Origin of the sequence: Chitinophaga silvisoli, assembly GCF_003412465.1 — a bacterium.
GTDB lineage: Bacteria > Bacteroidota > Bacteroidia > Chitinophagales > Chitinophagaceae > Chitinophaga > Chitinophaga silvisoli.
The window spans coordinates 209,231-226,916 of the sequence record NZ_QTJV01000012.1 but is presented as its reverse complement, the minus strand read 5'-3'; the positions used below and the strand labels follow the sequence as shown (position 1 = coordinate 226,916).

Below are 17,686 nucleotides of genomic sequence, written 5' to 3'. Positions count from 1 at the left end.
ATTGATTATTCTCCCCAGACTGTAACCACCAGGCTCCTTGCTCCACCATAGTTGCGGTGTTCACAAAGATAAATCCCCTGCCAGGTACCTAATGCAAACCGGCCGTTGGATACCGGTATCATCACCGAACTTCCCAGCATCGCCGCTTTCAGGTGCGCAGGCATATCGTCCGGTCCCTCATCATTGTGCTCGTAGTCAGGATCATTTTCGGGAACGGCTTTATTAAAATAAGTCTCGAAGTCTATTCTTACTGTAGGATCAGCATTTTCATTGATCGTCAGCGATGCGGAGGTATGCTGAATGAATACCTGGCACATACCGGTCCTGATATCCCTCAACTGAGGAATACCCTGCAATACTTCGGCTGTAATAAGGTGAAATCCACGGGCTCTGGCGCGTAGTTGTATCGATGCCTGGTATATTTTCATGCACCGAAATTAAGTCTTTACTACTTTACTTTAATATACCTTTCTATGATTTCATGGTCTACCCCGGTGCCTTCCACCTTTTCAATCCCTTTCTGGATAAGGGTATCGCCGTGGATTGTAAGGGTAAATTTAAAAACACCTCCCTCCCAGTCTTTATTATTGTAATAGTCCAGGTGCTCGGTATATTGATCCCCTGCCAGGGTATAGCGGCCTCCGCCAGCATCAAAAGCACTTCCGTGTTTCAGGAATGCAAAATGCGTGTCGTTAATGATCTTAATCATCTCCTGATCCTTAGTATAATCTGTAACAGTGGTATCACCCTTGGCAATTGAGGTCTGGGAAAGAAGTCTCCAGGTGCCGTTAATACGGGTAGTGGCTTGCGGTTGACAGGCAAACAATAACGTGGAAAATAGCAGTAAGTACAGTTTCATTATAGGTATCGCTTTTGCCTAAATTTAGGCAAAAGCGATTGAAAAACCTTATTTCTTTAGGTGCCTGATGATGTTCTGTGTATAAGAAATATCCTTTGTAATATTCCCGTTTGCATCAGTATGATGATAACTGCAACCAAACACAAACTCCATCATACCTGTACCTGGGGATGCCGTTCTCAGAGTATCTGCAATCTTACGCTCCTCTCCTGCCGGCGTTGCCTGTCCTGCATTGATCGCACATCCCTGTCCTACGCCAATCAGCACATTTTTTGTATCGCCGATCGCCGCACCATATGATTTCACAATGTTCAATACCTGTTTGGCTGTATTCCAGTAAGACATTGTCATTACGTAATCTATGTACTTATTGGTACGCCTGATCTGGTTGATGTTGTAATTATTGTAATCTACTACTGATAATATCCTGCCTGTCTTTGAATCCGGCCCCAGGTATTTGCCCAAAGCAATCACGGCACTATCAATATTTTTTGTCGTAGCACCACTATATTCCAGATCCAGGTCTACACCATCCAGCTGCCACTTATCCAGTGAATCTTTTACAATACCAGCCATCTTTGCGGCTTCGGCACCGGATAAATTTACCATGTTGCCGGAAAAGGAGGTACATACAATCCTGATGCCTCTCTTTTGCAATGCATGCGCCTTCGTCAACACATCATTCCAGTCATTGTAGCCCGATACCCCTCTGTGCTCAAACTCCCAGCTACCATCAGTCGTTTTAGCAATGCCCAGGGTAAAGATGTTCACTACATCCACGCTATCAGGAATAGCCTCCAAAGGGCCTACATCATTGCGGTCATAACAGCAACCACCCCAGTATTCTACCATGAGGGGTCTCTGGGTGAGCAGTGCCGGCGTATCGGTGCCGGGAGGCGTGGTTGTGCCTGTATGCTCTTTTGTACAGTACGCGAGGAAAATAAAAAATAAGAACAAGAGTCGTGGAAGATTGCGTGTCATGAAACAGTACCTTTTTTTGAATAAATGAAAAAAGCTAACACCGGCTTTATGCCGGTATTAGCTCTTATGCTTTGGAAAAAGAAATTGTATCAATGAGAACGCAAAGCGCAAAATATTTATGCGAAGCCTCCTGAAAATTTACTGAATGGGAATTGACTTTGTTTTGGTCACAATATCATCGTCATTCAGTTCACTATAATGAATGATCACATAGCCCGGTTTCTTTGGGTCTTTCTGAATCACCTTCACGCCTTCTTCCCACTGGTTACAATGGGTAGAAATAACAGGTACTGCAAGGATCCACTTCCCCTTCTTCAGGGTAAATACATGATAACCACTCCAGCAGCTGGTCCACCACCCGGGATTAATACCAATCTCATCTTTCCCGTCATTATTCAGGTCGCCCAAAATATCTATCGCCGCGTCCAGACAATTCGGAATTTTCAGCTCGGGAATAGCCTTGTTGGAAAAATGAATTACGGATGTACAACTATCATCCAGGCAAGTCATTTCCCGGGTCGTATCGATAGGTGCAGGTGTTAACCAGGCGTATTCTTTCACACCGTCCCCATCCACATCACAAAGTACGGCACCTTTCGCTTTCATTATTCTTTTCTCCACGTTGGCATCTGTAGTCAGGTCACTTTCCACAACAATCTTCCACGCATTGTTGACCTTACGAAATACAAGATAAGATGCATAGGTTTTGGTTGCACCATTAGTAGTAACGACCTTATCGAAACTACATTTCACATCCCCGTTTTCCAGTGTTGTGGATTTTACCTGGCCGGCTATCTGCTGGTTCAGGGTCGGGTATTTTTTAAAGACGGAAAGTTTGCCGGCAATACAATCCTGCTTTTTAAGTTGGGTACCATAGAATAATACTTCATTGTCGTAAAACAGGATAAGGGTGCCGATGTCCTGCTTGTTGTTTGCGGTATTCCATTCCTGAACTAAAGTGGCGGGATCTTTTGCCTGCTGTGCGTTTGAATGCAGATATAAGAGGCAAAGGAGTAAACTAACGAATGATTTCACTTGACTTAATTTAGCCATGTAAAGTACAAATAAATTATATTGATATGTCAAAGTATTTAAGTACATTCACTATACCCTTGAAAGCCGTAGCATAAAATACCACCTATTAGCGCTAAAGTGTTTTTTGAAGACCCTGACTATTCAACCAAGACCAAAATTCAATAATTGTTAAACCAAAACCACATGAAGAAAAATCTATTGCCCCTTTCATTCCCCGTTCTAATGTTATTGTTACTAGCCTCCTGTTCAAAAGACGCACAGGAAGTTAAACTGGCCCAAGGGCTGGTAAAGACCCCAAAACAAGACAGGGGATTCATCATTCTTACTGAGCAAAACGTCGACCAGCAAGCTATTTCTGAGGCTATCTCCAGCCTGGGTGTTAAGAAGTTTGTATTCAAAGAGGCCAATAAGGAATTGGGGCTGATCCGTGTACAAACGCCTGATCCGACCTTCCCCGAAAAGGCCAGAAAAGTAGCCGGCGTACAATCTGTATCTGTAGACATCGTGCAGAACTGGCGGTTGCCGGAGCGCACTTTCCGTTCTTCTATTCCCTATGGCAGTACCGCCATCACCAGTGGCACTACCCATGATTACGCAAAAACCAGTTCCAGCGCTGCCCTGACTGACAGGTACAGCTTTCTGCAATGGGGTCTGCAGGCTGTTCATGCACCCGAAGCATGGGCCAAAGGTTACAAAGGCGGTGGTGTAAAAGTAGCCGTACTCGATGGCGGTTTCCTGCTGAACAACCCCGAAATCAAACCTAACATTATTCTCACCCACAGTTTTGTGGAAGGTGAAGAAGTACAATACCATGGCAAAGAAGGCTTCAGCCACGGTAGCCACGTAGCCGGTACCATCGCCGCTATCAAGGATTCCAATGGGGTAGCCGGTGTGGCTCCCGAAGCTAAACTGATCCTGGTAAAAGTATTGTCCGATGCCGGTTCCGGTGCCTTCAGCAGCATCATAGACGGTATCTTCTATGCGACCAACCACGGTGCCAAGGTAATCAACATGAGCCTTGGTGGTGAGTTGCCCCTCAAGACCTTCACCGATGACAACGGCACTCCCGATGATCCTTCTGATGACTACGTAGTGGAATATGACCGCGACGTAAAAGAACTGATCACCGCTATCAACAGGGCTACACTCTACGCTAACCTGAATGGTACGACCGTGATTGCCGCCGCCGGTAACGATGGTTACAACTATGATTCAGAAAAACGCTTTATCACCTACCCTGCCGCGGCATTAGGTGTAATTGCCATCTCCTCAACCGGTCCGCTGGGATGGGGTATCAACCAGGATACTTCCCTGTACCTACCTTCCATCTTTACCAATTACGGTAAGAATTTCATCCACTACGCTGCTCCAGGTGGTAACTACACCCTGCCTCCAAACACCACTGTTGTGAGCGTAGGCGGTATCATCAACTATGAATATTTATTTGATTTTGTATTCAATATCGGTTTCTGGGATGAAGCGTCCGCTACTTACTATTATGGCTGGTCAGCTGGCACCAGTATGGCATCACCACATGCTGCGGCAGTGGCTGCGCTGATCTACAACAAATATCCTTTCGCCAATCCATTGCTGGTAGACCTTATTCTCAAGGCCTCTTCCACCGACTATGGTACCCCAGGCAAGGATAAATACTTCGGCGACGGGGAGGTAAATGCCGCCAAAGCCGTTCGCTAAGACTAACCCCTTACATACATACCAACAAATGGAAAAGGCTGTCTCAAACCCATTGAGCAGCCTTTTTCTATGCAGGTTCCCCCACAGCAACATGGAGCCTTAAATATCAGCCCCATGCTCCCTATTTCAATTCTATTCCATCCCCTTTTTTCTTTTACTATCAATATCAGGTAAAATATGCGCATTCAATCCACCAATATTCCGCATCTTACAGGCTGAAATTAAAACAGGTCGAATACATGAAGAAAACAATCGTTGCTTGCTCCGTTTTATTTGCAGCTATGCTGACAGTAAAACAAGCAACAGCCCAGGAAACTGATGGTCTGCACCACATGTCCAAGGAGTATGTAGCTCCTACCGATCCACTCGTGATCAAAAAACTGGATAAGTGGCAGGATCAACGCTTTGGCTTATTTATGCACTGGGGCCCCTATACCCTATGGGAAGAAGTAGAAAGCTGGAGCATTTGCCCTGATGACTGGGTGGTAAGAAAAGGCCCTTACTCCGCTGATTACAACGTATATCGCGAAGCCTATGAGAAACTACCCAATGAATTCAATCCCGTAGACTTCAACCCTGAAAAATGGGCTAAAGCCGCTAAAAATGCGGGTATGAACTACGTGGTATTTACAACCAAACACCACGATGGTTTCTGTATGTTCGATACCAAGCAAACGGACTACAAAATCACTGCTCCAAACGTACCTTTCTCCAAAAATCCTAAAGCAAACATCGCCAGGGAAATCTTTGACACTTTCCGTAAGGACAGTTTCATGATCGGTGCCTATTTTTCCAAACCAGACTGGCATAGCCAGGATTTCTGGTGGAAATACTACCCGGTGATGGGGCGTAACACCAACTACAATATCAAAATGTATCCTGAAAAATGGGCTGCATTTAAAGAATATACCTACCGCCAGATCGAAGAACTGATGACCAACTACGGTACTATCGACATCCTCTGGCTGGATGGTGGCTGGGTAAGGCCAGGCGGCAAACAGGAGATCGATATGCCTAAGATTGCTGCAATGGGTCGTAAAAATCAACCAGGCCTGATCGTAGTAGACAGAGAAGTACCCGGTGAATTCGAAAACTATGCTACGCCGGAACAAACGCTGCCTGAAAAGCCACTCCCTTATCCATGGGAAACCTGTATGTCTATGGGTGACAGCTGGACCTATACCCACACCGACCAGATGAAGTCTTCCCTGAAACTGGTTACCCTGCTGGTAAAGATCGTGTCAAGAGGTGGTAACTTCCTGCTGAACATCGGCCCGAGCGCAAAAGGTGACTGGACACCACAGGCCTACGAAAGACTGGCAGATATCGGTGCATGGATGAAAATCAACGGTGAAGGAATTCATGCTTCCCGTCCGGTAGCTCCCTACTCCGACAACAATGTATTCTATACACAAAGGAAAGACAGCTCTGCTACCTACGCATTCTTTACATCCGACAGCGATGCAGTGAAACTGCCTGAAACAGTGGCTTTTGCTATCGAAAAGCCTGCAAAGATTAAACGTGTAACACTGCTGGGTACCAAAGCGAAACTGAGCTGGAAACTCAACAATGGTAAACTGGAGATCAAAATACCTAAGAACTTACAACAACAAAGCGGTCTGAAATACGCCGCTACGTTCAAAGTAGAAGCTTAGTAACAATACTTGAGGAGCCGGTCACAAAAGCATATTTCAATATGCTCTTTTGTGGCCGGCTCTCCTTTTTAAGCAAAGCTGGTTCAGCATCTCCTGCCGTACCGCCCCACTCATATACTTCTCCCCGTTCAGCACCGTCTTCACCGCGTACTCCATCTCCTCCTTCTTCGCACTCTTACTCAGGTAGCCATCGGCACCCGCCAGCAGATTGTCAATTGCAAACGTCTTCTCATCTGCAGAAGTATAGATCATGACCTTTATGTCAGGACATTTCTCTTTCACCGGGCGTAGAATCTCCGGGTGCAAATCAGTAATTAATAAATCAAAACACCGGCTGTCCAAAAGGGCAAGCGCAGCCTCGCAGGTATCGGCAGTTTCAATGTCTGTGGGCTGGGGCATTGTAGCTATGATCTGGGTAAGTCCATACCTGAATATAGATGGGTCTATGGCTATCAAAATAGTTTTCATCAATAAAGAAATATGATTACATTCCACAAAACTAGAATATTAGAATTTTCGCATTTGTAGTACTTATACTACAAGCATATAGAATTTCTACTATGTGACGAAGATCAGTCTGAAGGTAATTTTGCATTGCGATATGAGATTGAAAGGTTAGCGTTTTTTGACCTATGTGAAACCGATCCGATGGGATCCATTTTTTAACCGTTCTCCCTGTATATGGATAAAAAGATTGCGCTGTTCAGCATCATGCTGCTCTCTGCCACCCTTTCGAATGCACAATATGTTTTAAAAGAAGCAGATAAACAGGCATCCTTGTATAATTATACTGCTGCCATTCCTTTGTACAAAAAGGCTTTCAGTAAAAAAGTAACCGTTCGCGCCATCCGAGGAGTAGCTGACAGTTATCAATTATTGAACGAATATGCGGAAGCCGAAACATGGTATCGCAAACTCGTTGTACTTCCTGAGCATACTGCCAACGATGAACTGCACTATGCAAAAGTGCTGATCAATAATGCTAAATATACAGATGCCAAAGAAGCACTAGATGGTTACCTGGGAAAGCAGCCGAATGATCCGCTGGCGATCAGCATGAAACAAGGTTGTGATAGCGCTATGAAGTGGAATGCTAAACCGGTAAAAGGGGATTTGGAAAACCTGAAAGCCATGAATACGCAATGGGCGGACTGGGGTACAGGTTTTAGAAATGGCAGGTTTGTATTTGCATCGGATCGTCCTTATGATTCCCTGCGTCACGACAAGCTCTTTAACAATTCGAATATCAGCAGAAAGAAATATGGCTTTACCGGCCGTAGTTATCTTCACCTGTATGAAAGCGATGGTTTTGACAGCAGCAGCACCCGCCTGCTCTCCCGCAATGTAAACGGTGACTACCATAGTGCCAAAGCAACGTATACGGCTGATGGAAATACCATGTATTATGCGGTGACAAACCTGGTAAAAAAGAAAGGCCGTTTTGCAGAGCAGTTATATACCCTGAACGTAGAACTGAAAGCATCTAAATGGAACAATACAAACGGTAACTGGGAAACAGACAGCTTTCAATACAATGAGATCTTTGATTACAGTGTAGGAGATCCCTTCATCAGTGCTGACGGACGTACGCTCTATTTCGTAGCCGATTATGGCACTCGTGGTTTAGGTGGCACTGATATTTATTATTGCACCAGGGGAACGGACGGTAAATGGGAAACACCTGTAAACATGGGCCCATCCATCAATACAGCAGGTAGTGAGCGCACCCCGTTCATGGATAGCACAGGTGTATTTTACTTCGCTACTGATGGCAGACCCGGCATTGGTGGTTTAGATATTTTTTCTGCAAAGCAGCAGGAAGGCAAATGGTTTCCTGTAAATATGGGAGCACCGGTCAACAGTGCACAGGATGATTTTAGTCCGGCTTATAATACGGGCAAGACCTTATATTTCTCTTCCAACAGACCTGGCGGATATGGTAACGACGACATCTACCGCTTTACCCCCTGGAAGATCCTCGTGTTCAGCCTGGAAGGAAAAGCATTTGACAAAGTAACGAAAGCGCCATTAAACAATGCAACGGTAACACTGGCAAACAAAGCTACAGGCAAGGTGCTGACAGCAGAAACAGACGATGCCGGTAATTACAGATTCGTACTTGATAGTTTGTCTGATTATGGATTGAATGCCACAAGAGTGACCTACAATCCTGCTGAGAATGCTGTAGTCACTACCAATGGATTGACAGAATCGCAGGTATTACACCAGGATGTGTGGTTACAAAAAATTGAAATAAAACAGGTAGCAGCACCTGAAAAGAAACCTTTGATCATAGCGAAAGCAAATGTGACAGGCCATAAGATAGACTTGGGTAACCGATTCAACCCGGCAAACGTATACTTCGACCTGGGAAAATCAACTGTAAGACCTGATGCGGCGAAAGAGCTGAATAAGCTCATAGCACTGATGAAAGAAAATCCATCCTGGAAATTAGCGATGGGATTCCATACAGATAGCCGCTCAGACGACAATTATAACATGAAATTATCGCAGAGAAGAGCTGCGTCAGTATTACAATATTTCATATCACAGGGCATCGCCAAAGAGCGTATGACAGCTACCGGATATGGCGAAACGAGATTAATTAACCGTTGTGCAAACGGTGTGCATTGTTCGGAACAAGAACATCAGGCCAATAGAAGGACTGAATTTGAAGTGTTTGACAGGTAAAAAGGATTGATGTTTACTAATAAGCGGTTCAATGAATTTCATTGAGCCGCTTTTTTATTATACATGGCTTCCCTTTTATTTTCCTGTTGTGTGTATAGTTAGAAACATTGTCCTGCGCACTCATCGGTGTTATCTCCCTGAAAATGGCATGGCCCCGTCTTTGTGCATTGTTCTTCATTAAAAGAACAATATGAAAGCAGCCGTTTTTCACCATCCGGGTAAGATTTCTTTTGATTCAGTAGCAGACCCGATTATAGAGAAAGAGACAGACCTCATTCTGAAAGTAACCTCCACAGCCATTTGTGGCTCTGATTTACATATATACGATGGTTTCTTTCCACAAGGCAAAGACCTGATAATGGGACATGAATTCATGGGCATCGTGGAAGAGACAGGTCGTGGTGTTACCAAATTCAAAGCAGGAGACAGAATTGTTGTGCCCTTCCCCATCGCCTGCGGACAATGCTATTTTTGTCAGCATCAACTGCCTACAGCCTGCGAGCATTCCAATCCTGAATATTACGGTCCTGAAGGCGATATGCTGAAAGGCAAAGGAGGCGCACTCTTCGGCTATACAGACCTGTATGGGGGGTATAGTGGCGGACAGGCAGAATATGTTCGTGTGCCTTATGCGGATGTAAGTCCACGCAAAGTATCAGATGCACTTGTCGATGAGCAGGTCTTATTCCTCACAGATATCTTTCCTACCGGCTGGGCGGCAATCGACTGGGCACATCTGAAAGGGGGTGAAACAGTGGCCATCTTTGGCTCAGGACCTGTAGGCCTGATGGCACAAAAAGCAGCCTGGCTACAGGGTGCAGGCAGGGTGATTGCCATTGATCCTCTCAATTACAGATTAGAAAAAGCAAGGGCAGTGAACAATGTTGAAACTATTAATCCCCACGAAGTAAATGCTGTAGAAGTAATCCGGGAATTAACCGGGGGACGTGGTGCAGATGTATGCGTCGATGCTGTAGGCACCGAGGCGGAGCGCTCTTTCTTTGACAAAGTGAAAGCTGTGATCAATTTTGAAAAAGGCACCATGAAAGTAATGGAAGCCTGCTTTGAAGCAGTAAGACGCGGCGGTACAGTAACAGTGGTAGGCGTGTATGGAAGCCCTTATGATAACTTCCCTGTGCACAGGATCTTTGACAAGGGTATTAAGATCCAGATGGGACAGGCACCGGTTACAAACTATATAGATCACTTAATAAACCTGGTAGATACCGGCAAAGTAAAGCTGCATGACATCGTAAGCCATACATTACCATTGGCAGAAGTTTCTCATGCATACGACATCTTTAAGCATAAGGAAGACGATTGTGTAAAAGTTATTCTCAAACCCTGATAAAAGCTTATAATTTATGTTTTACCACGTAAAAGACCTTCAATTCAACGCGAGGGTGTCCAAACCCGATCCTGCATTTGCCACTTTATTGCTGGAACAGTTTGGTGGTGCCAATGGCGAACTGGCAGCGGCGCTCCGTTATTTCGGTCAGGCCTTTGCAGCAAGGAATCCATTCCCTGATAAATATGACCTCCTGATGGACATCGCCACAGAAGAGTTTAGCCACCTCGAAATTGTAGGTGCAACAATTCAGATGCTATTGCAAGGTGTGAATGGCGACCTGAAGAAAGCCGCTGACGAATCAGAGATCATGCAGATGCTGGATGGCAGAAAAGCCAAAGAGGAGATCATTCATAAATCTATGATAGCCCCGCAATTCCTCACCTCTTCAGGCGGTGGCCCGGCTTATACCAATAGCCAGGGTGTACCCTGGACCGCTGCTTACATTAATGGAGATTGTAATGGCGACCTTACGGTAGACCTGCGTTCTGATATAGCTGCAGAGTCAAGGGCAAAAATTACTTACGAATACCTGTTGCAGTTTACAGACGATCCATATGTAAAAGAGACGCTGAAGTTCCTGATGACAAGAGAAGTGGCGCATTTCCAGATGTTCGAAGCAGCCCTGGAAACTATTCAGCCAAACTTCCCGCCCGGTGTATTGCAATCCGATCCACGCTATAGCAATTTGTATTTCAATATGAGTAGTGGTGCGGACATCAGGGGACCATGGAACGAGGGCGAGTCTTCACAGTTAGGCGAAACCTGGCAGTTCATTGAAGATCCGGTAAGTTATGTACTGAAAACAAATGGCCTGACAGATATAGAACCTAAGGGCACAGCCAGAACACTGAAAGGTGTGGATGAAATTGATCATGGCATGAGTGCACAACGAAGCGAAGAAATTAATATGGCAGTACCAATTGGCGAACAGGTTTGGAGCCAGTCAGCCAAAGATCTGGAAATAGAAAATGGAAGCAAACGTAGGAGTAAAAAATAGCATTGCATTAGAACTAGTGTGTTATACTGATCCGCTTTGTTGCTGGAGCTGGGCTTTTGCGCCTGTGCTCCGGCAATTGAAAGTGGAATATGGCGACATGATCTCCCTGCGATATTGCATGGGAGGCATGTTATCAGATTGGAAGCAATACCATGATCCTGTGCAGGCCGTCTCCCGTCCTTTGCAAATGGGCCCCGTCTGGATGCAGGCCCGGCAAATGACGGGAGCTGTTATTGACGACAGGATCTGGTTCAGGGATCCTCCTGCCTCTTCTTACCCTGCCTGCGTGGCCGTGAAAACAGCGGCGCTGCAGTCAGCCGAAATGGAAGAAAGATACCTGTATTTATTATGGGAAGCTGTCATGGTAAAAGGGAAAAATATAGCAAAGAAAGAGGTGTTGCTTGACATTGCAGCGGCGCTTGAAACTGAATACCCGGAAAGCTTTTCTGCAGAAAGGTTCGGCATCCAGCTGGGCTGTAAAGCTACTGTAGATGCATTCAAATCAGATTTGCAGGAAGTGAGCTACAGGCGGATAGAGCGTTTTCCGTCGCTGTTGCTGACTTCACGGAAATCAGGACAAGCGCTGCTGCTTACAGGCAACAGACCCTTTGAAGCGGTGGCAAAGAGCGTGGAGAAGGTGATCAGTTCTCAATAGTTGACCAGGTCGTTTTATGAAAGCTACAAGAGGTTGTAGGAAAAGTAACCTGATGGTATTTAGAATATAATAAATTCTTTCCATCAGGGATCCGGATTAAATCCCGGAAATTACTTTTGCTACAACCTCTTTTTTTTGTGTATCACCTGTTTCCCTGATCACGCGTTTTTCTACTTGCCTGCGAGATGATATAAATGACAACACCTACGACAACTACAGCTAAAGCGATTAATGGTATGAGCATAAAATTAGTTTTATGTATTCATTCAGAAATAGTGCCAGCAGGCAAATGCACGGACCGCCAGGCTCAGTACTGGTATCGTTTTGCGGCCCCTTTTACCCATTAAATCTAATTTGGATTAACACAATAAAATCAACGCCTTTAAAATATAGCATATTTTTTGCGCCATGCTCAGCATGCAAAAATTAGTACTCCTACGCCACGGCGAGAGCCTTTGGAACCTGGAAAACCGTTTCACCGGCTGGACAGATGTCGACTTATCCCAGACCGGCATTGAACAAGCCAGACATGCGGGAAAATTACTGGCTGACAACGGTTTTCATTTTGACCTCGCCTTTACCTCCGTGCTCAAAAGAGCCATTAAGACCTTACACCTGGCCCTGGAAACCATGGATCAATTGTATATCCCCGAAGAGAAATCATGGCACTTAAATGAGCGGTTTTATGGTGCTTTGCAGGGATTGAATAAAGCGGAAACAGTGCAGCAATATGGAGAGGAACAGGTCCATAAGTGGAGAAGAGATCCACATGAGCACCCACCCGTTCTGGAAAAAACTGATCCCCGCTTTCCAGGCAATGATCCCAGGTACAAGGACCTGTTGCCCAGCGAACTGCCTGTGACGGAAAACCTGAGTGAAACCATGGACCGGGTACTCCCCTACTGGACAAATAAGATTATCCCTGCACTAAAACAGAAAAAGCAGGTGATCATTGTTGCCCATGGAAATAGCCTGCGTGCATTGATTCAGTACATCGATCATCTCAGTGATGAAGAAGTAACGAAGCTGGACATCCCTACTGGAACTCCCTGGGTGTATGAATTGAATGATGATTTAAGCAGGATCAGGCATTACTATCTATAATGTTATCTGCCCTGGAGGCAGTGCCATTCTTAAACATAATAAGCTCAAGAGAGCGGAGGGCTGTTATTTCATAACCTACTTTTTTCATCATAGATTGATGGAGTGGCTGAAATGCAGGCTGGGAAATAATGCCCTTGCAAAATTGGAGATAAGCAAGATAGGCTTCATAATCATGGATCTGGTATTGCCAGGCATCTTTCCCTTTTATATAGCGATAAACCCTGCTATCCCAGATAGCGTAATTTTCAGGATTGATAAAGTGTAATAACTTGGAAACGCCGACTAAAGAGTTATTAAAACAGGCCCTTAGGAGGTCTAGTTCTTCTGCAGTAAGCAAGACTCCCTGCTTTACTTTGTTCAATATAGCCACCGCATTATCAAACTGGCTCTCGTCTTTCCTGAAATTGAAGATCGTTGGCATCCATCCATAAGTAAAATGGATACCAATCACCAAATGATGCTTTGTAATGACATCAATATCTTTAAAATATTGCAGGAATTCAGGATAAGCGACCAGGTAGGATTTGTCTTTTTCAAAGACAACCTTCGACTCATCCTCTTTTAGTTTTTCAAGTGAAATTTTATCGAACATAAGCGCTATTTCGGCTTCTTCTTCGACTGCTGCTTCTGCAGCGTCTCCTCGTTGATCTCCTCTGCAGTCTTCGGTTTTGTCAGGTCCTTCTTCTTATAATCCAGGGGCTGTCCTACCGGATACTTGCCTAACTGCAGGGCATCATGAAACACTTTTTCTATATGCACCCACTTCCCGCCTTTCCACTTAAACCCTTCATAATCCAAGTCGGACACAAAGGTAGAAGGCTTTCCAGGCTGGTTCGTCTCAGAAATGAGGTGATCATATACGATCATATCCATCTCCTGGTTATAACTCAGACTCACGGTACCATCTTTCTTATACTCCATGATAAACCTGTTCTTCAGCGGCTTTGGAATTGTATCTTCAGCATAACTAAAGAAAGGCCCACCAAACACTGGCTTGCCGTCTTTAAAAGTCAACATCTCTATCAGCTTCTTCTGACTGCGCATATTATTCGCGTCCCAACCAAACAAGGTGTAGTAATTCGTATTAAAGAACCTGCGTTGCAGGATTTTATAATACATACAACCAAACCAGTTCTTATTGTCAGTAATCGTGTCTGTATTCAGGATATAATCAGATGCATCAAACAGGGGGAACAACTTCAGTTTACCATCCTCCGTACGCATCTGGATGGCACCATAATGATGGAAGAAGGTGTTCTCACTCTCCAATCCCCAGGTAAAGATACGAAAAGTACTATCCTGCGGATATTGAATAGAAACAGTGCTGATAGAATCAAAAGGAAAATAAAAGGAGTTCGGGGTCTTCAGGGCCTGCACCAGTTTTGGGATGAAACGGTCATTGGCATTCTGGCGGGCATCTTCACTCCTGCCATGTAAAATAAGGTCAGATAAGTATTTCAGGGAATCCTGTTGTGCGATCAGCGTCGCTGCATCAGTAGCAGTGATCTTTTGTCCCTTTACAACAGCAGCCACAAACAGCAGACAGGTAAACCCAATTATGCGCACTTTCTTCATAGCCTTATTTACGTTATATGAAACAAATTTATTGTATGATCTTTGAAAATTCCAATAAATTGTCGCACTTAAAATCGATCATTGGATTCGGAAATGGTGTTTCCGGTTTAGTAGAAGGGATAAATACTGTCTTCATTCCCAGTTGTTTCCCAAATTTCATATCCCCCATGGTATTGCCTACCATAATAGATTTACTGAAATTGATCTCCGGAAATTCCGCCTGCGCCTGCATGGCCATACCTGGTTGCGGCTTACGGCAGGGGCTGTCATTGTTGACATCCGGACAATGGTAGATAGCATCGATCCTGCCCCCGTGTAGACGGATTTCATTCAGCATATGGGTATGGATCACTTTTAATCCTTCTTCGCTTAGCAGCCCCCTTCCAATACAACGCTGGTTTGTAGTGATCACAATCCGGCCAAAACGGGCATTTAATAGAGGCATTGCGGCGAGCACTCCTTCCGAAAAACGGAACATCTCCCATTGCAGCACATACCCGTCTTTAATTTCCTCGTTCATGACACCGTCGCGGTCCAGGAATAATGTCCAGCTATTATCAATTGTAATCATGCCTGTTTATATACTATCGTGCCAGCCTATGGCCTTTTAATGGTTCTTTTTTTCCTTTTTAAACCATTCCCCGGATGCTGCTAACAACAAGTCCTTCTTATATCAGTACCCTCCGCTATCCTGCCAGCTCCTGCTGCGCACGCTCATAATCAGCAGGTACACCAATATCTATAAAATAGGAATCACTCTCAAACCCGTACACTTCTCCATTCCTGACCTGTGCTTCCAATACATCCTTTTCAAAAGAGAATTTCTTAGGCAATCCTAATCCCTCCAGGTACTCCCTGTTCGCCACATAAATCCCGCCATTGATCAATCCTTCATCACAATACTGCTTTTCCAGGAAGGCCGTGATCCTGCTATTTTCATCCAGCTTTACGCTGCCGTAACGATCAAATTGCTGCATTGGCTTCAGGGCCAGGGATAGCTTGCTTCCCTTTTCCTGGTGCCAGTTTGAATAATCAAACAGGTCTACATTGAACAGCGTATCTCCGTTCATAATGAAGAATTCATCTTCCTCCAGCTCTTCCAATGCATTCATGATCGCGCCACCGGTACCCAGCGGTTCTTCTTCAATCACGAAATCGACCTTCATCGTCCATTCATTGGATTCAATGTATGCTATCACCTGTTCTGACAGGTGGCCCAAAGATAATACGACATGCGTCATACCTTCCTTCAGCAGGTAGCGCAACAGATAATCTATAAAAGGAACATCGCCCACAGGAGCCATGCATTTAGGCTTATCAGCAACTACACTACGTAAACGGGTACCCAGCCCTCCTGCTAATACAATACATTCTGTAATCATGATCCAAACAGGTTATTTTCTACGATTTCACAAATGATATGACCGATAGTAATATGCGACTCCTGGATGCGGGGTGTATCAGAAGAAGGTACATTCAGCAGGATGTCGCTGCCATCTTTCATTTTACCGCCAGACATACCAGTCATACTTACAACAGTCATTCCTTTTGCTTTTGCCACCTTGATGGCTTCCAGGATATTGGCAGAATTACCTGAGGTAGAAATACCGACAAACACATCGCCAGCCTGGCCGATGCCGCGCAGCATACGGGCATATACTTCATTGTAACCATAGTCGTTCCCAACGGCCGTCAGGAATGAGGTGTTGCAATGTAATGCTTCGGCATACAGGGGTGATCTGTCTTTATAAAAACGGCCGGAAAATTCTGCAGCCAGGTGTTGCGCATCGGCAGCACTACCGCCATTTCCTGCGAATAATACTTTATGGTTTTGTTGAAAGCAGGCAGTGATCACGCTTGCTACCTGTGCAATGTTTCTCACTAATTCTTCGTCCTTTATAATCGCTTCTTTTACTGCGATGCTTTCCTGAATTGTTTTAATAATTTTTTCTGTCATTGCTGCTGCTTTTAAATAACCGGAATTTTCACTTCCCGGCTCTCATAATCGGAAATGGGTCGTCCAGGTTCCACTCCCTGCATTAAATTCCTAATGAATCCAATCCCACCTTAAATCGTCCAGGTATTCACGCCCTGATGCGTAAAATGATACCTTTTCACCTGTCCGCCAAATGCATTCAGTGCATCCACCACTGCATACCGGGTATTCCCCGGACAATAAAATGTCATAAATCCACCGCCACCGGCACCAGATATCTTCCCTCCGGAAGCTCCCGCACGTTTAGCTGCTTCATAAATCTCATCTAACTGGGAATTCGAAATCCCTTTTGCCATGTTTTTCTTATGCTGAAAACCATAATCAAGGATCTCTCCAATTTTATCGATCGTTCCCTTCAGCAAAGCCTCCTTCATCATCACCGCCTGCTCTTTCAGGTGGTGCATGGCTTCAATACTCGCCTCTTTTTTCTCCGTCACATTCTTCTGCTGTTCAGATATAATGCTGCTGGACAAACGGCTGGTAGACGTATAATACAAAACCAGGTTGTTTTCCAGTTCATCCAGGTATTTATCCTTTATACGCAGCGGATTTACAATTACTTTATCACCGTAAAACTCCATGAAGTTCACCCCCCCAAATGTAGCTGCATACTGATCCTGTTTCCCCCCGGCCTGTTGCAAATCCTCTCTTTCAATGCAGTAAGCAAGGTGTGCCATATCATACTCACCCAGGGGCAGTTTCAGCCACTCGGCAAAGGCTCCCAGCACCGCTACTACCAGGGTAGAAGATGTACCCAGGCCGGAACCCGCCGGTGCGTCTACAAATGTTGTCAGCTTAAAACCCGAAGGAATACCATAGTCTTTAGCAACACGATTAATGACTCCTTTCAGAATATCCAGTTTACCATCGCAGGTAAGTGGGAATACGGCTTCGCATTCCAGTTGTTCCTTCCTGTCTGCCGATTCAAAGATAACTTTGTTCTCAGCAATGGGCTCGATAGCTGCCCTGGCGTATAACGAGATGGTCGCATTGAGAATAGCGCCACCAAACATATCAGAATATGGACTTACATCGGTACCACCGCCTGCCAGTCCCAGGCGTAATGGTGCTTTACTACGATAGATCATGTTT

Annotated in this window: 18 protein-coding genes; 7 read left to right on the top strand and 11 right to left on the bottom strand. The window is 45.0% G+C overall.

All coding sequences use genetic code 11. The annotated features are described in order from the left end of the window. Nucleotides 1-5 precede the first annotated feature (5 nt). From DXN04_RS27345 to DXN04_RS27330, 4 genes are all read right to left on the bottom strand, one after another. Nucleotides 6-428 carry a secondary thiamine-phosphate synthase enzyme YjbQ gene (locus tag DXN04_RS27345; RefSeq protein WP_116856589.1) on the bottom strand — a complete coding sequence of 141 codons (423 nt, stop codon included), beginning with the start codon at nt 426-428 and terminating at the stop codon, nt 6-8. 20 nt (nt 429-448) lie between these two features. After that, the gene (locus DXN04_RS27340; RefSeq protein ID WP_116856588.1) at nt 449-859 is read right to left on the bottom strand and encodes a hypothetical protein; all 411 of its coding nucleotides are present in this window, start codon (nt 857-859) and stop codon (nt 449-451) included. Nucleotides 860-907: 48 nt separating this feature from the next. Continuing rightward, nucleotides 908-1,840 carry an EndoS/ChiA family endoglycosidase gene (locus DXN04_RS27335; RefSeq protein ID WP_116856587.1) on the bottom strand — a complete coding sequence of 311 codons (933 nt, stop codon included), beginning with the start codon at nt 1,838-1,840 and terminating at the stop codon, nt 908-910. Nucleotides 1,841-1,978: 138 nt separating this feature from the next. Further along, nucleotides 1,979-2,875 carry a hypothetical protein gene (locus tag DXN04_RS27330; RefSeq protein ID WP_147320077.1) on the bottom strand — a complete coding sequence of 299 codons (897 nt, stop codon included), beginning with the start codon at nt 2,873-2,875 and terminating at the stop codon, nt 1,979-1,981. Nucleotides 2,876-3,058: 183 nt separating this feature from the next. Between DXN04_RS27330 and DXN04_RS27325 the strand changes: the two genes are divergently transcribed. Together DXN04_RS27325 and DXN04_RS27320 are read left to right on the top strand one after the other, a co-directional pair. After that, a complete protein-coding gene (locus tag DXN04_RS27325; protein WP_116856585.1) occupies nt 3,059-4,570 on the top strand; it encodes a S8 family serine peptidase in 1,512 nt (503 codons plus the stop codon). Nucleotides 4,571-4,809: 239 nt separating this feature from the next. Next, entirely contained in the window at nt 4,810-6,225 is a 1,416-nt protein-coding gene (locus DXN04_RS27320; RefSeq protein ID WP_116856584.1) for an alpha-L-fucosidase, read from the top strand. A gap of 36 nt (nt 6,226-6,261) precedes the next feature. Here the strand turns inward: DXN04_RS27320 and DXN04_RS27315 are convergent, their stop codons facing one another. Next, nucleotides 6,262-6,693 carry a response regulator gene (locus DXN04_RS27315; protein ID WP_116856583.1) on the bottom strand — a complete coding sequence of 144 codons (432 nt, stop codon included), beginning with the start codon at nt 6,691-6,693 and terminating at the stop codon, nt 6,262-6,264. A 213-nt stretch (nt 6,694-6,906) separates the two neighbouring features. Here DXN04_RS27315 and DXN04_RS27310 point away from each other — a divergent pair, with 213 nt between their 5' ends. The 5 genes from DXN04_RS27310 to gpmA all read left to right on the top strand — a co-directional run bounded on the left by DXN04_RS27310 (nt 6,907) and on the right by gpmA (nt 13,023). Next, nucleotides 6,907-8,916, top strand: a complete 2,010-nt coding sequence (locus DXN04_RS27310) for an OmpA family protein (protein WP_116856582.1) — start codon at nt 6,907-6,909, stop codon at nt 8,914-8,916. Nucleotides 8,917-9,106: 190 nt separating this feature from the next. Further along, entirely contained in the window at nt 9,107-10,264 is a 1,158-nt protein-coding gene (locus tag DXN04_RS27305) for a zinc-dependent alcohol dehydrogenase (protein WP_116856581.1), read from the top strand. Nucleotides 10,265-10,280: 16 nt separating this feature from the next. Continuing rightward, a complete protein-coding gene (locus DXN04_RS27300) occupies nt 10,281-11,264 on the top strand; it encodes a manganese catalase family protein (RefSeq protein WP_116856580.1) in 984 nt (327 codons plus the stop codon). Beyond that, a complete protein-coding gene (locus DXN04_RS27295; RefSeq protein ID WP_116856579.1) occupies nt 11,236-11,919 on the top strand; it encodes a DsbA family protein in 684 nt (227 codons plus the stop codon). Before DXN04_RS27300 ends, DXN04_RS27295 begins: the two co-directional genes overlap by 29 nt. Nucleotides 11,920-12,336: 417 nt before the next feature. Continuing rightward, nucleotides 12,337-13,023 (top strand): 2,3-diphosphoglycerate-dependent phosphoglycerate mutase, encoded by a 687-nt coding sequence (gpmA, locus tag DXN04_RS27290; protein ID WP_116856631.1) that lies wholly within the window; start codon nt 12,337-12,339, stop codon nt 13,021-13,023. Here the strand turns inward: gpmA and DXN04_RS27285 are convergent. The 6 genes from DXN04_RS27285 to DXN04_RS27260 all read right to left on the bottom strand — a co-directional run bounded on the left by DXN04_RS27285 (nt 13,004) and on the right by DXN04_RS27260 (nt 17,682). Then, nucleotides 13,004-13,615, bottom strand: coding sequence for a hypothetical protein (locus DXN04_RS27285; RefSeq protein ID WP_116856578.1), 612 nt, complete (start codon nt 13,613-13,615; stop codon nt 13,004-13,006). The two genes, gpmA and DXN04_RS27285, sit on opposite strands and share 20 nt — an antisense overlap. A 5-nt stretch (nt 13,616-13,620) precedes the next feature. Next, nucleotides 13,621-14,598: a hypothetical protein gene (locus tag DXN04_RS27280; protein ID WP_116856577.1), complete on the bottom strand. Its 978-nt coding sequence runs from the start codon at nt 14,596-14,598 to the stop codon at nt 13,621-13,623. 28 nt (nt 14,599-14,626) lie between these two features. Then, nucleotides 14,627-15,169 carry a D-glycero-alpha-D-manno-heptose-1,7-bisphosphate 7-phosphatase gene (locus tag DXN04_RS27275; RefSeq protein ID WP_233525696.1) on the bottom strand — a complete coding sequence of 181 codons (543 nt, stop codon included), beginning with the start codon at nt 15,167-15,169 and terminating at the stop codon, nt 14,627-14,629. A gap of 115 nt (nt 15,170-15,284) precedes the next feature. After that, complete coding sequence (locus DXN04_RS27270) at nt 15,285-15,980, bottom strand: nucleotidyltransferase family protein (RefSeq protein WP_199415146.1); 696 nt, start codon at nt 15,978-15,980, stop codon at nt 15,285-15,287. After that, a complete protein-coding gene (locus DXN04_RS27265) occupies nt 15,977-16,555 on the bottom strand; it encodes a D-sedoheptulose-7-phosphate isomerase (protein ID WP_116856576.1) in 579 nt (192 codons plus the stop codon). The genes DXN04_RS27270 and DXN04_RS27265 overlap by 4 nt, the downstream gene beginning before the upstream one ends. 110 nt (nt 16,556-16,665) lie before the next feature. After that, entirely contained in the window at nt 16,666-17,682 is a 1,017-nt protein-coding gene (locus DXN04_RS27260; RefSeq protein ID WP_116856575.1) for a GHMP family kinase ATP-binding protein, read from the bottom strand. Nucleotides 17,683-17,686 lie beyond the last annotated feature (4 nt).

Excerpts from the sequence above, each read along its gene's own strand:
- DXN04_RS27340 (WP_116856588.1), bottom strand. The coding sequence starts at position 859 with ATGAAACTGTACTTACTGCTATTTTCCACGTTATTGTTTGCCTGTCAA.
- DXN04_RS27270 (WP_199415146.1), bottom strand. The coding sequence starts at position 15,980 with ATGATTACAGAATGTATTGTATTAGCAGGAGGGCTGGGTACCCGTTTA.
- DXN04_RS27315 (WP_116856583.1), bottom strand. The coding sequence starts at position 6,693 with ATGAAAACTATTTTGATAGCCATAGACCCATCTATATTCAGGTATGGA.
- gpmA (WP_116856631.1), top strand. The coding sequence starts at position 12,337 with ATGCAAAAATTAGTACTCCTACGCCACGGCGAGAGCCTTTGGAACCTG.
- DXN04_RS27310 (WP_116856582.1), top strand. The coding sequence starts at position 6,907 with ATGGATAAAAAGATTGCGCTGTTCAGCATCATGCTGCTCTCTGCCACC.
- DXN04_RS27275 (WP_233525696.1), bottom strand. The coding sequence starts at position 15,169 with ATGATTACAATTGATAATAGCTGGACATTATTCCTGGACCGCGACGGT.
- DXN04_RS27345 (WP_116856589.1), bottom strand. The coding sequence starts at position 428 with ATGAAAATATACCAGGCATCGATACAACTACGCGCCAGAGCCCGTGGA.
- DXN04_RS27320 (WP_116856584.1), top strand. The coding sequence starts at position 4,810 with ATGAAGAAAACAATCGTTGCTTGCTCCGTTTTATTTGCAGCTATGCTG.
- DXN04_RS27325 (WP_116856585.1), top strand. The coding sequence starts at position 3,059 with ATGAAGAAAAATCTATTGCCCCTTTCATTCCCCGTTCTAATGTTATTG.
- DXN04_RS27305 (WP_116856581.1), top strand. The coding sequence starts at position 9,107 with ATGAAAGCAGCCGTTTTTCACCATCCGGGTAAGATTTCTTTTGATTCA.
- DXN04_RS27295 (WP_116856579.1), top strand. The coding sequence starts at position 11,236 with ATGGAAGCAAACGTAGGAGTAAAAAATAGCATTGCATTAGAACTAGTG.
- DXN04_RS27335 (WP_116856587.1), bottom strand. The coding sequence starts at position 1,840 with ATGACACGCAATCTTCCACGACTCTTGTTCTTATTTTTTATTTTCCTC.
- DXN04_RS27285 (WP_116856578.1), bottom strand. The coding sequence starts at position 13,615 with ATGTTCGATAAAATTTCACTTGAAAAACTAAAAGAGGATGAGTCGAAG.
- DXN04_RS27265 (WP_116856576.1), bottom strand. The coding sequence starts at position 16,555 with ATGACAGAAAAAATTATTAAAACAATTCAGGAAAGCATCGCAGTAAAA.
- DXN04_RS27300 (WP_116856580.1), top strand. The coding sequence starts at position 10,281 with ATGTTTTACCACGTAAAAGACCTTCAATTCAACGCGAGGGTGTCCAAA.
- DXN04_RS27260 (WP_116856575.1), bottom strand. The coding sequence starts at position 17,682 with ATGATCTATCGTAGTAAAGCACCATTACGCCTGGGACTGGCAGGCGGT.
- DXN04_RS27280 (WP_116856577.1), bottom strand. The coding sequence starts at position 14,598 with ATGAAGAAAGTGCGCATAATTGGGTTTACCTGTCTGCTGTTTGTGGCT.